General features: G+C 64.0%; 14 protein-coding genes. 3 read left to right on the forward strand and 11 right to left on the reverse strand.

Annotated features, from left to right (window positions below):
* Position 1: 1 nt before the first annotated feature.
* Positions 2 to 925, forward strand: a complete 924-nt coding sequence (locus CRO23_RS23395; RefSeq protein WP_049299609.1) for a GlxA family transcriptional regulator — start codon at positions 2 to 4, stop codon at positions 923 to 925.
* On the opposite strand, the gene CRO23_RS23400 is transcribed toward CRO23_RS23395, so the two are convergent.
* Complete coding sequence (locus tag CRO23_RS23400; protein WP_049299610.1) at positions 920 to 1912, reverse strand: acyltransferase; 993 nt, start codon at positions 1910 to 1912, stop codon at positions 920 to 922. The genes CRO23_RS23395 and CRO23_RS23400 overlap by 6 nt on opposite strands.
* Before the next feature lie 217 nt (positions 1913 to 2129).
* Here CRO23_RS23400 and CRO23_RS23405 point away from each other — a divergent pair, with 217 nt between their 5' ends.
* Positions 2130 to 3377, forward strand: coding sequence for an MFS transporter (locus CRO23_RS23405; protein ID WP_097103152.1), 1248 nt, complete (start codon positions 2130 to 2132; stop codon positions 3375 to 3377).
* A gap of 54 nt (positions 3378 to 3431) precedes the next feature.
* Here the strand turns inward: CRO23_RS23405 and CRO23_RS23410 are convergent, their stop codons facing one another.
* A complete protein-coding gene (locus tag CRO23_RS23410; protein ID WP_097103025.1) occupies positions 3432 to 4058 on the reverse strand; it encodes a LysE family translocator in 627 nt (208 codons plus the stop codon).
* Positions 4059 to 4179: 121 nt separating this feature from the next.
* On the opposite strand from CRO23_RS23410, the gene CRO23_RS23415 reads away from it, so the two are divergent.
* On the forward strand, positions 4180 to 5091 hold the full coding sequence (locus CRO23_RS23415; RefSeq protein ID WP_089196388.1) for a LysR family transcriptional regulator: 912 nt from the start codon (positions 4180 to 4182) through the stop codon (positions 5089 to 5091).
* Positions 5092 to 5102: 11 nt separating this feature from the next.
* On the opposite strand, the gene CRO23_RS23420 is transcribed toward CRO23_RS23415, so the two are convergent.
* From CRO23_RS23420 to fdxH, 9 genes are all read right to left on the reverse strand, one after another.
* Entirely contained in the window at positions 5103 to 5378 is a 276-nt protein-coding gene (locus CRO23_RS23420; RefSeq protein ID WP_097103027.1) for a type II toxin-antitoxin system RelE/ParE family toxin, read from the reverse strand.
* Positions 5378 to 5638: a CopG family ribbon-helix-helix protein gene (locus CRO23_RS23425; RefSeq protein ID WP_033639076.1), complete on the reverse strand. Its 261-nt coding sequence runs from the start codon at positions 5636 to 5638 to the stop codon at positions 5378 to 5380. The genes CRO23_RS23420 and CRO23_RS23425 overlap by 1 nt, the downstream gene beginning before the upstream one ends.
* Positions 5639 to 5720: 82 nt before the next feature.
* Positions 5721 to 7562: a selenocysteine-specific translation elongation factor gene (gene selB / locus CRO23_RS23430; protein ID WP_097103029.1), complete on the reverse strand. Its 1842-nt coding sequence runs from the start codon at positions 7560 to 7562 to the stop codon at positions 5721 to 5723.
* Positions 7559 to 8953: an L-seryl-tRNA(Sec) selenium transferase gene (gene selA / locus CRO23_RS23435; RefSeq protein ID WP_097103031.1), complete on the reverse strand. Its 1395-nt coding sequence runs from the start codon at positions 8951 to 8953 to the stop codon at positions 7559 to 7561. Before selA ends, selB begins: the two co-directional genes overlap by 4 nt.
* A gap of 67 nt (positions 8954 to 9020) precedes the next feature.
* On the reverse strand, positions 9021 to 9626 hold the full coding sequence (locus CRO23_RS23440) for a glutathione S-transferase (RefSeq protein ID WP_004934025.1): 606 nt from the start codon (positions 9624 to 9626) through the stop codon (positions 9021 to 9023).
* A gap of 35 nt (positions 9627 to 9661) precedes the next feature.
* Positions 9662 to 10312: a DcrB-related protein gene (locus CRO23_RS23445; RefSeq protein WP_033639079.1), complete on the reverse strand. Its 651-nt coding sequence runs from the start codon at positions 10310 to 10312 to the stop codon at positions 9662 to 9664.
* Between the two features lie 114 nt (positions 10313 to 10426).
* Complete coding sequence (gene fdhE / locus CRO23_RS23450) at positions 10427 to 11356, reverse strand: formate dehydrogenase accessory protein FdhE (protein ID WP_047025982.1); 930 nt, start codon at positions 11354 to 11356, stop codon at positions 10427 to 10429.
* The gene (gene fdoI / locus CRO23_RS23455; RefSeq protein ID WP_004934017.1) at positions 11356 to 11991 is read right to left on the reverse strand and encodes a formate dehydrogenase cytochrome b556 subunit; all 636 of its coding nucleotides are present in this window, start codon (positions 11989 to 11991) and stop codon (positions 11356 to 11358) included. Before fdoI ends, fdhE begins: the two co-directional genes overlap by 1 nt.
* Positions 11988 to 12890: a formate dehydrogenase subunit beta gene (gene fdxH, locus CRO23_RS23460; protein WP_004934014.1), complete on the reverse strand. Its 903-nt coding sequence runs from the start codon at positions 12888 to 12890 to the stop codon at positions 11988 to 11990. Before fdxH ends, fdoI begins: the two co-directional genes overlap by 4 nt.
* Positions 12891 to 12900 lie beyond the last annotated feature (10 nt).

The raw sequence follows: 12900 nt of genomic DNA on the forward strand, positions 1-12900 counted from the left end.
CATGTCGCAGGCCGTCTATTTTCTGCTGTTGCCCAACGTGCTGTCGCTGGACGTCAGCGGCCCGGCGGAAACCCTGCGCCTCGCCGGGCAGTTCAGCCTGCGTTATCTCAGCCCGGCGCCGCAGATCGTCTGTTCCATCGGCATGACGCTGAGCGGCCTGCAGCCGTTGCCCGAACGCCTGGACGACGGCGCTATCCTGGTGCTGCCGGGGGTCGGCGATTCGCAGCGCTATTTCGCCGGGGAAGAGGCCGAGCAGGCGCGTCGCTGGCTGGCGACGCTGCGGCCCGATCTGCAGCGGCAGCGCATCACCCTGGTGTGCATCTGTTCCGGCGCGCTGCTGGCGGCGCAGGCCGGGTTGCTCGACGGCTATCAGTGCACCACCCACCACGACGTTATCGAGCGTATCCGCCGGCAGGCGCCGGCGGCGCAGGTGAAAGAGAACCGCATCTTCGTTGAAGACCGCGGCGTCTACACCAGCGCGGGCATCACCACCGGCATCGATTTGGCGCTGCACCTGGTCCACCGCCACTGCGGCTCCGGCCGGGCGCGCGACGTCGCCCGCGACATGGTGGTCTATTTCCGCCGCGCCGGCGACGATCCGCAGCTGTCGCCCTGGCTGCGTTACCGCAACCACCTGCACCCGGCGGTGCACCGCGCGCAGGACGTGATGGCCGCCGAGCCGGAGGCCGACTGGTCGGTGCCGCAGATAGCGGAGAAGGCGCACGTCAGCAGCCGCCATCTGGCGCGGCTGTTTCGCAGCCACGTCGGCATCAGCGTACGGGAATATCATGAACAGCTGCGGTTGGCGGTGGCGCAACAGCGCCTGCAGCAAGGATATGGCTTGGAGAAGGCCGCGCTGGCGGCCGGTTTTTCCTCCGGGCGGCAGCTGCGCCGCGCCCAGCAGCGCCAGCGCTCGCCGCTATGACACCAGCCGGCGGGTATCCAGCCGCTGCAGGCCGACAGACAGCAGCAGGCTGAGCCCCAGCGCCACGCCGAACACCCAGAAGATATCCAGCAGCGGGTGGCCGGTGAAATCCAGGTGCCGATTGCGCATCACGTTGACGATCAGGGCGTGAAAACCGTAAATCGCCAGCGAATGGCGGGAAAACGCGCTCAGCCAGCCGATCGGCTGCGGCAGACAGTGTTTCACCCACACCAGCAGCGCCACTGCCGCCATAAACACCAGCGGGCCGCTGTAGATGTAGTAGGTATCGGCGAAGTTGCCGTTGATGAACAGCTGATGTTTGGTGCCGCGCGCGATCAGCGCCACGCACAGCGCAAATCCCAACGCCGCCAGCCAGCCCACGGCGCGCCCGCGCGTCTCCATCATGCCAATCGCCCGCCCGGCCAACGCATACAGCAGGTAGTAGAAGGTATCGCCGTAGATATACAGGTTAACCGGCAGCAGATGCGCGTTGCCGAAAGTCAGCTTGTCGGTATTCGGGTTGGCGATCGCCGCCAACACCACCAGCGCGGCGGCCAGGTAGCGGCGCGACACCGGTTTGACGCTGATCAGCGGCGACAGCAGGTAAATCACTGCTATGGCGTAGAAAAACCACAGATGATAGAACACCGGCTTTTGCAAAATGCCGCGCAGCGACGGCCAGAAACCGATCTTGGTGAAGGCCGCGATGTAGATCAGCGCGATGGCGCTGTAGAACAGAATGCAGCAGGCGATGCGGGTGAAATGCCGCCGGCCGGCGCTCTTTTCGCCGAAGAACAGGTAGCCGGAAATCATAAAGAACAGCGGCACCGACACGCGCGACAGCGAGTTCAGCACGTTGGCGATATCCCAGTTGTGCAGCCCTATCGCCGCGCCGTTGGTGACGTAATAGGTGGTGGCGTGGATCATCACCACCATCATGCACGCCATCGCCCGCAGGTTGTCTATCCAGCCGATTTTCTCGCTCAAACGCTCGCCCGATCTTGTGTCATATTGATATGTTAAGAAGAGGTTATCGGGCACGGCGTTCGGCGACAACCCAAAAGCGAAATATCAGAATGCACTTAAACAACACCTTATGATTGCGAAGGTGAACAATTGGCGGCAAAATAGCCGCCACAACTCGCTCAGTTTGCGCTTCCCGCCCTGGCAGTTCCTTTTTCTCTTTTACTATCAGTACAATAATATGAAAACGACATTACCACCTGCGGCACGTTTGGGCCGACAGGCGCTTTTATTCCCTCTTTGTCTGGTGCTGTTCGAGTTCGCCACCTATATCGGCAACGATATGATTCAGCCGGGCATGCTGGCCGTCGTGGCGGATTTCAACGCCGGCGAAGAGTGGGTGCCTACCTCGATGACCGCCTATCTGGCCGGCGGCATCTTCCTGCAGTGGCTGCTCGGGCCGCTGTCGGATCGCCGCGGCCGTCGTCCGGTGATGCTGGCCGGGGTGGCGTTCTTTATCGTCTCCTGCCTGGCTATCCTGCTGGTCACCACCATCGAGCAGTTTATCGCCATGCGTTTCCTGCAGGGCATCGGCCTGTGCTTTATCGGCGCGGTCGGCTACGCCACGATCCAGGAGTCGTTCGAGGAGGCGGTGTGCATCAAGATCACCGCCCTGATGGCCAACGTGGCGCTGATCGCCCCGCTGCTGGGGCCACTGGCCGGCGCGGCGCTGATCCACGTCGCGCCGTGGCAAAGCATGTTCGTGCTGTTTGCGGCGCTGGCGGCCATCGCCTTCTACGGCCTGTGGAAAGCCATGCCGGAAACCGCCACGCTGCAGGGCGAGGCGTTTTCCGCCGCCAACCTATGGCGCGACTACCGCCAGGTGTTGGGCAACCGCCGCTTCCTGTGCGGCGCCCTGGCGATCGGTTTCGCCAGCCTGCCGCTGCTGGCCTGGATCGCCCAGTCGCCGGTGATCCTGATCAGCGGTGAGTCGCTGTCGGCGCTGGATTACGGCCTGCTGCAAATCCCGGTGTTCGGCGCGCTGATCCTCGGCAACCTGACGCTGGCGCGCCTGACCGGCAAAAACAGCGTGGAGCGCCTGATCAAGCTGGGCGCGGGCCCGATGCTGCTGGGGCTGCTGATCGCCGCGCTGGCGACCCAGTTCTCCAGCCACGCCTACCTGTGGATGACCGCCGGCCTGAGCCTGTACGCTTTCGGCATCGGCCTCGCCAACGCCGGGCTGTACCGCCTGACGCTGTTCTCCAGCAATGTCAGCAAAGGCACGGTGTCGGCCACTATGGGCATGCTGAGCATGATGGTGTTCACCGTCGGCATCGAGCTAGCCAAGGTCGCCTACGTCTGGGGCGGCAGCGGGCTGTTCAACCTGTTCAACCTCATCAGCGGCCTGTGCTGGCTGACGCTGGTGGCGCTGTTCCTCGGCAAACGCCGCAACGGCGACCCCACACCGCAGCCGACCGGCGCGGTGTAAACGCGACGATAAAACGCCGGTCCGGTTTCCCGACCGGCGTTTTTTTATGCGGCCTCAGTCGAGCAGCTCCCACAGCGCATACCCCGCTCCCACTACCGCCACCCCCAACAGCAGCAACGCCGACAGGACAGAGATCGCCCGCCGCGCGCGCTGTAGCGCCGTTCCCGACAGCAGGGTGATATAGGCCAGCAAGATGGCGAAATCCGCCAGCACCCACAGCGCGGTCAGCAGCGTCAGGCTGGCGCCGACCGAAGGGGTGACGGCGATAAACTGCGGAAAAAAGGCGACGAAGAAGATGATGTCCTTGGGATTGGCGATGCCTACCAGAAAACCGTACGCGATCGCCGAGCGTTTTTGCGACGGTGCAACGGGCTGCGCATCGGGGGTTCGTGCGGATAAATCCTCATACAGCGAGGCGATCGCCATGCGGCCGATAAACAGGCAGCCCAGCAGGCCTATCCACTGCAGCAAGCGCATATCCACCGCGAACAGCCCGGTGACAACCAGCGCGGCAATACCGATCAGCAACAAAGAGGCCCCATTGCTTCCCAGCGCGGTCAACAGCGCGCGCCGGGCGCCAAAGCGCGCCGCGGTGTTGGCGACCATCATCACCACCGGCCCTGGCGTGGCGATCAGCAAGAAAATGGCGGCGAAATACGCCGCCAGCAACGACAGGTTCATCTTTATTTCACTCACATTCAGGCGGTTGGCGTCGGATCATTATGATGCCGTAGCCCCCGCCTTGAAAAAGGAGTAATCCTGTCGTTTACTGTGAGCCAGACTCATTCTTAGAGACGCCGCGATGGCCAGTTCCCTTCCGCCGCTTTACGCTCTGCGCGCCTTCGAGAGCGCCGCCCGCACCGGCTCGTTCACGCTGGCCGCCGACGAGCTGCATCTCACCCCCAGCGCCGTCAGCAAGCACATCAAAACGCTGGAGCAGCACTTCGGCTGTCGGCTGTTCCAGCGCAACGGCCCGCGTATCGAGGTCACGCCGCAGGGGAAAATCTTCGCCGCCGAGCTGCAGCAAGGGTTTGGCCGCATCGAACAAGCCTGCGAGCTGTTCAGAAGCCACCGCGATCTGCTGCGGATGAAGGCGCCCTCCACCCTGACCCTACGCTGGCTGCTGGACTGCCTGAGCCGATTCCGGCAAACGGCGCAGGCGTTCGAGGTGCAGGCAGCCAGCGTGTGGATGGACATCGACAGCGTGGATTTTTTCAGCGAACCCTACGACTGCGCCATCCTGCTCGGCAACGGCCATTTCGGCGCCAATACCGCCGCCGCCAAGCTGTTCGACGAATGGCTGATCCCAATTTGCGCCCCCGCGCTGCTCGCCGACGCGCAGCGCGATCTCGCCACCTGCCCGCTGATCCATCCTTCGCCCGATCGGCGCGACTGGCGACGCTGGCTGCAAAAAAGCGGCATCGCGGCCCCGATCGATCTCACGCGCGGCCAGGTATTTGATTCGCTGGAACAGGGCAACGCGGCGGCCATCGCCGGGCACGGCGTCTCGATCGGCGATCTGGCGCTGAGCCTGCGGACGATTGAGGAGGGATTATTGGCGCTGCCTTGTGACGTCGCCGTGCGCACCGGCGACGGTTACTATCTGGTTTGGCCGGAAGAATCGGCAAAACGGCCGCTGATCGAACGTTTACAGGCGTTTCTCACCGCCCAGACGCCCGACGTCAGCCGGGCCGCCGTCAGGTTTATCGGGTAGGGGAATTCGGCCTATCGCTCTTCGCGGGTATGCCAAATACGCAGAACATAAATCGTTGCCGACTGCACCTGGTAACGTATCTCATAACGGCCGACCAGAATACGCCTCACTTCCTGCGGTAAAAACTCATCCAGTCTTTCACCCAGGCGAGGATTATCGAGCAACGCTTTAGGCGCGGCGACCAAGGCCTTCACCGAATTCGCTGCCGCAGTGCGGTTAGCCAAGGCAAGAAACTCAAACAAACGCGCCAAATCCGATAGCGCCTTACTCGTCCATTTTAATTCCATCAGCGCGGTACCGGCAGCGGCTCGTCACTGTCCAGGCTGGCAGCCCAGGCTTCTACCGACTCATGATCGATAACGTTTTGCTGTTCGACATCGGCCAGCGCCGCCAGCGTTAATCGACGGCGTTCTTCCTCTTGCTCAAGCCAGGCGGCGAGGGCTTGCTTCACTATCCATCCCCGTGAACGTTCAAGTTTGGCGGCCATTTCATCCACCTTTTCAGCCAAAGGCAGCGGCACATGAGCGGTGATGACTTTCGTATTCATCGTCTTGCTCCTCAGTACAATCAACATCAATCAAAGTGATTAAAGCTGATTATACCGCCATCAGAGAACAAAAAACACGCAATCAGTTGCCGAACAACCCGCCGTCGCGCAGCAGATGCTCGTTGCCCTTGCGGCGGGTAAAGCCGCTGCGATCGAAGAACTCCAGCACCTGGATCGCCAGCTTGCGCCCGACGCCGAGCCGATCGCGGAAATCGGCGGCGTTGGCGCCACCGCGCTCCGCATCCAGCTCGCGGATCAGCGCCGCGAACTGATCGATGCGTCGGCTGAGGTAGTAGCGATCCACCACCACCGCCGTCACATGGCCCAACTGGGCCGCCTTGCGCAGCAGCGCGCGCACCCGGCTCTCTTCCTCGCCCAGTTCGCTTGCCAAATCGCGCACCCACCACGGCTCGTCGCCGAACAGCGGTTCGATGCGCGCCCACAGCGGCGCCTCTTCGGCGCTGAACGCCAGGCCGTGTTCCGGCAGGTGCAGCCAGCCGCGCGTATTGCGCAGCGCGCCGGCCTTCAGCAACCGATCGATCATCATAAACACCAACGCCTCCGGCTGCTGAGGCAGAGCCATACGCCGCAGGCGGGCGCGCCCTAAGCCCAGCTGATCGGCGTGCTGTTGGTGATAGTCCGTCAGCACCTGCAGCAGGCGGCTTTCCGCCTGTTGCACCTGATCCTGCGCCAGCGCCCGGTCACCGACGATCAGCAGATCGCCGTTCGCCAACAGCTCGTTCAGGCCATCGTCCGTCAATTGTCGCGCCCAGGCGAACGCCGCCAGCGACAGCGCGCCATGCGGCAACTCAAGCGCCAGCGCCTGCGCATCGTCTTGCGCCTGCGCCAAAGCCTGCAGCCATGCCAGATAGTCCGGCTGGCGCTTGCCGCGCTTGGGCGCATTCAGCCTGAGCACCCGGGCCGCGCCCAGCGTTTGCCGCGCGCCGATATCGCGCAGCACCAGCCGATCGTTCTGTGCCAACCACAGCGGGCGATCGAGGATCAGTTCCGCCAGCCCGTCGTTCAGCAACGAAATGCGCCCGGTGATGTGGCTGGCGGCATGGTGCAGATGCAGCGGCTGCCAATGGCGGATCGGCCGATCCGTCTCCAGCGCCACCAGAATGCGTTCCGCCGCTTCGGGCGGACGCTGCGCCAGCAGCCAATCGCCGCGCGCGATCCGCTCTTTATCGACATCGCCGCTGATGTTAAGCGCGATGCGCTGCCCGGCCTGCGCCTGTTCCACGGTCTGATTCTGGGCATGCAGGCCGCGCACCCGCACCGGCGCGTCGGCGCCGGTCAGCCACAGCGTATCCCCCACCTTCACCCGGCCGCCGAGCGCGGTGCCGGTCACCACCAGCCCCGCCCCTTTGACGCTGAACGCACGGTCTACCGCCAGACGAAAACGGCGCGTCAGCGCATGCTCGCCGGGCGACAGCGCCAGCAAATGCGCGCGCAGCGCCTCAATGCCCTCGCCCGCCGCCGCCGCGGTGACAAACAGCGGCGCATCGGGCCAGCCCTGGCGCGCCAGCTCGTCGCGCACCTGAACGCGCACCTCATCGACACGCGCCGCCTCCACCCGGTCGGCCTTGGTCAGCGCCACCGTCAGCGCCGGGCGCCCGCTCAGCCGCAGGATCGCCAGATGCTCGCGGGTCTGCGCCATCACACCATCGTCGCAGGCCACCACCAGCAGCGCATGGTCAATGCCGCCGACGCCCGCCAGCATATTGGCGAGGAATTTTTCGTGGCCGGGCACGTCGATAAAGCCCAGCACCCGGCCGTCCGGCTGCGGCCAGTAGGCGTAGCCCAGATCGATGGTCATGCCGCGGCGCTTTTCTTCCGGCAGGCGATCCGCGTTGATCCCGGAGATCGCCTGCAGCAGAGTGGTTTTGCCATGATCGACATGGCCGGCGGTGGCGATGATCATGATGCGCTCAACGCGTCGATCAGCGCCCCTTCCTGTTCCAGACAGCGCAGATCCAGCCACAGCCGGCCGTCGCCGAGGCGACCGATCACCGGCTGCGGCAGGCGGCGCCAGCGTTCCGCCAGCGCTTCCAGCGTGGCGCCGCGGCCGTCGCGCGGCGTGAAGGTCAGCGCATAGCTGGGCAGGCGATCCACCGGCAGCGAACCGCTGCCAATCTGCGACCAGCACGGTTCGGCGCGCAGCTCGAAATCGGCGGTGAACCGCGGCGTCAGCGCCGCCAGCAGCCGCTCGGCCGCCTGTTGCATCTCGTGCTGCGGGCGGGTCAGCAGCCGCAGCGTCGGCAGCTGCTCAGCCAGTTTTTCCGGCTGCAAATAAAGCCGCAGCGTGGCCTCCAGGGCCGCCAGTGTCAGCTTGCCGACGCGCAGCGCGCGCTTGAGCGGATGCTGCTGCAAACGGGCGATCAGCGCCTTTTTGCCGACGATGATGCCGGCTTGCGGGCCGCCCAGCAGCTTATCGCCGGAGAACGTCACCAGATCGACGCCGGCAGCCAGCAACCGCTGCGGCATCGGTTCGGCGGGCAGGCCGTACTGCGCCATATCGATCAGCGAGCCGCTGCCCAGATCGGTGGCGGTCGGCACGCCCTGTTCGGCCCCGAGCTGCGCCAGTTCAGCCTCGTCGACCGCCGCGGTAAAGCCCTGAATGCTGTAGTTGCTGGTGTGCACTTTCATCAACAGGCCGGTCTGCTCGTTGATGGCCTGGCGGTAATCCTTCAGATGGGTGCGGTTGGTGGTGCCGACCTCAACCAATTGACAGCCGGCCTGGCGCATCACGTCGGGAATGCGGAACGCGCCGCCGATTTCCACCAGCTCGCCGCGCGACACCACCACCTCTTTGCCGGGGGCGATCGCCGCCAGCATCAGCAGCACCGCCGCCGCGTTGTTATTGACGATGCAGGCGTCCTCCGCGCCGGTCAGCCGGCACAGCAGATCCGCCACCGCCCGATCGCGATGGCCGCGCCCGGCGCCGTCCAGATCGTACTCCAGCGTCACCGCCTCCCCCATCACCGCGCTCACCGCATCTTTCACCGGCTGCGCCAGCAGGGCGCGCCCGAGATTGGTGTGCAGCACGGTGCCGCTGAGGTTGAACACCGGCAATAACGCCGGGCGTTGCTGCCGGGCCAGCTCGGCCCGCAGCGCCTGCGGCCAGTCGCCGCACCAGGCCGGCAAGCGTTGCTGTTGCTTGATCGCGTCGCGCGCCTGGGCCTGCAGCCGGCGCAACAGTTCACCGATCAGCGTCTGGCCATGCTGCGCCACCAGCGGTTCAATCGCGGGTTCACGCAGCAGACGGTCGATGGCGGGCAGTTGACTGTAAAGAAGGTGGGATTCAGTGCTCATGGTCGCTCGGTTTTCAATTTAGACGTATCGGCATAGCAAAACCCCGCCGCGGCGGGGAGAAAAAAACTCAAGGTGGCGCAGTGCGGGCGAAACTTTCGCGGGCGAACAGGCGTTCGGCCAGCTTGACCAGCGTCGGGCGCTCGACGCACCAGTTGGGCAGGATGCGGCGGAAATTGAGGTAGCCCAGCGCGCAGCCGGTGGCGATATCCGCCAGCGTCAGCCGCTCGGCATTGAGCCACGTTTTTTCCCGCGCCAGCGCCTCCAGTGCGTCCAGGCCCTGCGTCAGCTTGTCACGCTGGCGCAGCATCCAGTTTTCGTCCTGTTTTTCCGGCGCGCGCCGGCTTTCGCGAAACAGGGTCGCCGCCGCTTCGGTCACGCCGTCCGCCAACGCCGCCACCTGCCGAACGCGCAACGCGGCGGCGCGTTCGGCCGGCAAAAACGCCGGCTCCACCGCCAGCAGCTCGAGGTATTCGGCCACCACCGGCGAGTCGTAAAACACCTCGCCGTCATCGGCGATCAGCACCGGCACCTTGGCGAGCGGGTTCAGCTCCTTCACCCGGCTGCCGGGCTCATACGGCGGATCGTTGACGAATTCGAACGCAATCCCCTTCTCCAGCAGCATCACGGAAATCTTGCGCACAAAGGGGCTGGTGTAACTGCCGATAAGCTTCATCCGGTCTCCTCCGCTTCGTCCTGGCCGCGGCGTCCTTACTTCACCGCCAGGGTATCGATAATCCGCTGCACCAGCGCCTGATGCACTTCCGGCGTTTTGGCCGGCGACAGCATTTGCAACGTTACCACCCGCTTGTTGAACACCGTCAACACCAGGGTGGAGACCACCTTTTGCCCGTTGACGGTCTGTTCGGTATCCACCCGGCGAAACTTCTGTTTGCCGACGCTGAAGTTCTCTTCTTTGGTGGTCTGGATATTCTGATAGCGTTCGGCCAGCACCGTGATGGCGCTCTGCGTCAGCTCTTTCAGCATTTTGTCGCTGGTATTGAGCTTCATGCCGTCCGGCGGGATCACTTCGGACGAAACCGCGCTCTGGCGCGACTTGCCGTCAAGAAAGCGCTGAATGGTGGAGGTGCTGTCGTTGATGATGCCGCTGTTCAGCGTTTGATCGCTAAAGCCCGGCGGCAGCTCGAAGGTGATCTTGCCCTTCTGCAGCGACACGTTCAGCCCCGGCGGCGCGGGCGGGGTTTCTACCGGCGCAGGCGGCGGCGGTGGCGCGGGCTGCGTCACGGTCGGTTTGGTGTCGGGTGGCGGCACCGCCGGTTTGGTGTCGTCCTTGTTGTCGCAGGCCGCCAGTCCGATCGCCAACACGGCGACCGCGGTCAGTTTTGCCAGGGTGTTTAACATCGTGGTTCCTTTCGCTTGGCGCGTTATGGCCTAAACGTAGCAACTCGCCCGGGCGATTGCCAGAAGCCCGTGCTGAAATTGCTGGTCCGGCCCCGCGCGAACGGGGCCGGGCGGTTACTCCGCCGGGAACAGGAACGGATTGATGCTGCTGCGGCCGAAGCCTTCCTCTTCCATGCGGGCGTCCAGCACCAGCGAAGCCAGATCGTCGGCCACCGCTTCGACCTGCGGGTCTTTTTCCTGATAGAGGATTTTCAGGTAAGTGCCGCAGTCGCCGCAGCTTTCCGCCTTCACCGCCGCCTGTTCGCTGTCCAGCGACCAGTAGTTGAGATCGCGGGTCTGCTCACAGTTGCTGCACTTCACCCGCACCACGTGCCATTCGCTTTCGCACAGGTTGCAGTGCAGATAGCGCAGGCCGTTGACCGTGCCGATATGCACCATGCTGGAGACCGGAATGCTGCCGCACACCGGGCAGAACTGGCGCTGCTCGCCGTATTCGGCGCGCGCCTTGCCGGGGATCAGGCTGGCCATCTGCGCCCAATAGAGCGACAGCGCGGCCCAGAGGAATGGCGCCTTTTCGCTGCCCACCTTGCCGAACTCGCGGTTGAGCAAGGCGTCGGCCATCAGCTCCAGCTCGTGCGCCGAGGCCTTCTCCAGGTTGTCCAGCACCGCCAGGATATGCTCCGGCGCCTGCGGGCGCAGCTCGGCGATCAGCGACGTCAACAGCTTGCGCCAGTGCTCGCTGCGCGGGAACACGCTCAGATCGAGCGGCGGTTTGCCGCTGGCGGCACCCTGCACCAACGCTTCACTCAGATCGAGCTGCAGCGGGTTATCGTGCAACGCATGCTGCTGCGCCTGCGCCAGCTCGGCGGCAAAGTTCAGGTAGTCACCCAGCGGGTTGTCGACCGCCAGCTGACGCAGACGATCGGCGCGGCGGCTGTACAGGCTTTTCAGGTTGGCGAAAAGTAACGGCGGGATGTTCTCCGCCGTTGTGGACTTCTCACGCTGTGCCCCTAACTGCTCTTTAGGAACGATGCGGATACTCATCAGGGTTTATCTTCCTGTCGTTTCTCGCGGACCTCACGGTACCAGCGCGGATGATGTTTCTTGGCCCAGGCCGCCGGCACCCAGCCTTCCACCATCGCGGTAATGGTGCCTTTTACCCACAATGCGGCGTAAATGTGCACCATAATCACGATGATAAGGCCGACCGCGGCCAGCGAATGCACCAGCAGCGCGATGCGGATCAGCGGGATGGAGAACGACGGCGCAAAATACGGCCGCCAGATCACCACGCCGCTGGCCAGCAGCAGCACCAGGCTGATAATCGCCGCCCAGAACACGCACTTCTGGCCGAAATTATAGCGCCCGGTATCACCCACTTCCTCGTTCATGGCGATTTTGTGGATGTTCTTGGCCCAGACGATATCTTCCCGGTTGATCAGGTTATGCTTCCAGTAGCGCAGGAACATCAGCAGGAACGCGGCGAACATGATCACCCCGACAAACGGGTGCAGGATGCGCGCCAGCTGCGGCGTCCCGAAGATGTTCATCAGCCAGTTGAAGGAGGGGAAGAAGAACCCCAGCCCGCTGATGGCGGCGAACACGAAACAGAACGCCACTATCCAGTGGTTGATGCGCTCCGGCGCGCTGTAACGCTGAATGGGCTTTTCCTTTCTCATTTGCGCGTCTCCTCGTCGTGCGACTCGTCGTGCTCGTCCTCATCCTCGACGCGGTTAGGCCCGACGCCGACATAGTGGAACACGCTGGCCGCGAAGGTGGCGGCAAAACCGATGGCCGCCAGGGGTTTCCACACGCCCTTCCAGAAGGTCACCGCCGGGCTGATGCTCGGGTTGTCCGGCAAACCGTGGTACAGCTGCGGTTTGTCGGCGTGGTGCAACACGTACATCACGTGCGTGCCGCCCACCCCCGCCGGATCGTACAGACCGGCGTTCTGGTAGCCGCGGGTGTTCAGCTCGCTGACGCGATCTGCCGCCACCTGCTTCATCGCTTCCTTGGTGCCGAAGTGAATGGCGCCGGTCGGGCAGGTTTTCACGCAGGCCGGTTCCTGGCCGACGTCCACGCGGTCGACGCACAGGGTGCACTTGTACACCCGGTTGTCGTCCTTGTTCATGCGCGGCACGTCGAACGGGCAGCCGGCGATGCAGTAGCCGCAGCCGATGCAGTGCTCGGACTGGAAGTCGACGATGCCGTTGGCGTACTGAATGATCGCGCCTTCCGACGGGCAGGCCTTCAGGCAGCCCGGATCGGCGCAGTGCATGCAGCCGTCCTTGCGGATCAGCCATTCCAGCTTGCCGTTTTCCTCCACCTCGGAGAAGCGCATCACCGTCCACGACTTGGCGGTCAGATCGGCGGGGTTATCGTACACCCCGACGTTGTGCCCCACTTCGTCGCGGATGTCGTTCCATTCGGAACAGGCCACCTGACAGGCCTTGCAGCCGATACAGGTGGTGACATCGATCAGTTTGGCCACTTCTTCCTGGTGGTCACGGGCGCGCGGCGCCGGCGTGAAACCATTGGTGGCGGATTTACGAATGATGTCTTGAGATTGCATGGCCATAATTCGTCTC

Source organism: Serratia sp. JKS296 (genome assembly GCF_900215445.1).
Lineage (GTDB): Bacteria > Pseudomonadota > Gammaproteobacteria > Enterobacterales > Enterobacteriaceae > Serratia > Serratia marcescens.

What these genes read in the sequence shown, in the direction of transcription:
- CRO23_RS23445 (WP_033639079.1), bottom strand. Translation starts at nt 10,312, where the DNA reads ATGTTAAACACCCTGGCAAAACTGACCGCGGTCGCCGTGTTGGCGATC.
- fdxH (WP_004934014.1), bottom strand. Translation starts at nt 12,890, where the DNA reads ATGGCCATGCAATCTCAAGACATCATTCGTAAATCCGCCACCAATGGT.
- CRO23_RS23410 (WP_097103025.1), bottom strand. Translation starts at nt 4,058, where the DNA reads ATGAACCTGTCGTTGCTGGCGGCGTATTTCGCCGCCATTTTCTTGCTG.
- CRO23_RS23420 (WP_097103027.1), bottom strand. Translation starts at nt 5,378, where the DNA reads ATGGAATTAAAATGGACGAGTAAGGCGCTATCGGATTTGGCGCGTTTG.
- CRO23_RS23425 (WP_033639076.1), bottom strand. Translation starts at nt 5,638, where the DNA reads ATGAATACGAAAGTCATCACCGCTCATGTGCCGCTGCCTTTGGCTGAA.
- CRO23_RS23415 (WP_089196388.1), top strand. Translation starts at nt 4,180, where the DNA reads ATGGCCAGTTCCCTTCCGCCGCTTTACGCTCTGCGCGCCTTCGAGAGC.
- CRO23_RS23395 (WP_049299609.1), top strand. Translation starts at nt 2, where the DNA reads ATGTCGCAGGCCGTCTATTTTCTGCTGTTGCCCAACGTGCTGTCGCTG.
- fdoI (WP_004934017.1), bottom strand. Translation starts at nt 11,991, where the DNA reads ATGAGAAAGGAAAAGCCCATTCAGCGTTACAGCGCGCCGGAGCGCATC.
- CRO23_RS23405 (WP_097103152.1), top strand. Translation starts at nt 2,130, where the DNA reads ATGAAAACGACATTACCACCTGCGGCACGTTTGGGCCGACAGGCGCTT.
- CRO23_RS23440 (WP_004934025.1), bottom strand. Translation starts at nt 9,626, where the DNA reads ATGAAGCTTATCGGCAGTTACACCAGCCCCTTTGTGCGCAAGATTTCC.
- selB (WP_097103029.1), bottom strand. Translation starts at nt 7,562, where the DNA reads ATGATCATCGCCACCGCCGGCCATGTCGATCATGGCAAAACCACTCTG.
- fdhE (WP_047025982.1), bottom strand. Translation starts at nt 11,356, where the DNA reads ATGAGTATCCGCATCGTTCCTAAAGAGCAGTTAGGGGCACAGCGTGAG.
- selA (WP_097103031.1), bottom strand. Translation starts at nt 8,953, where the DNA reads ATGAGCACTGAATCCCACCTTCTTTACAGTCAACTGCCCGCCATCGAC.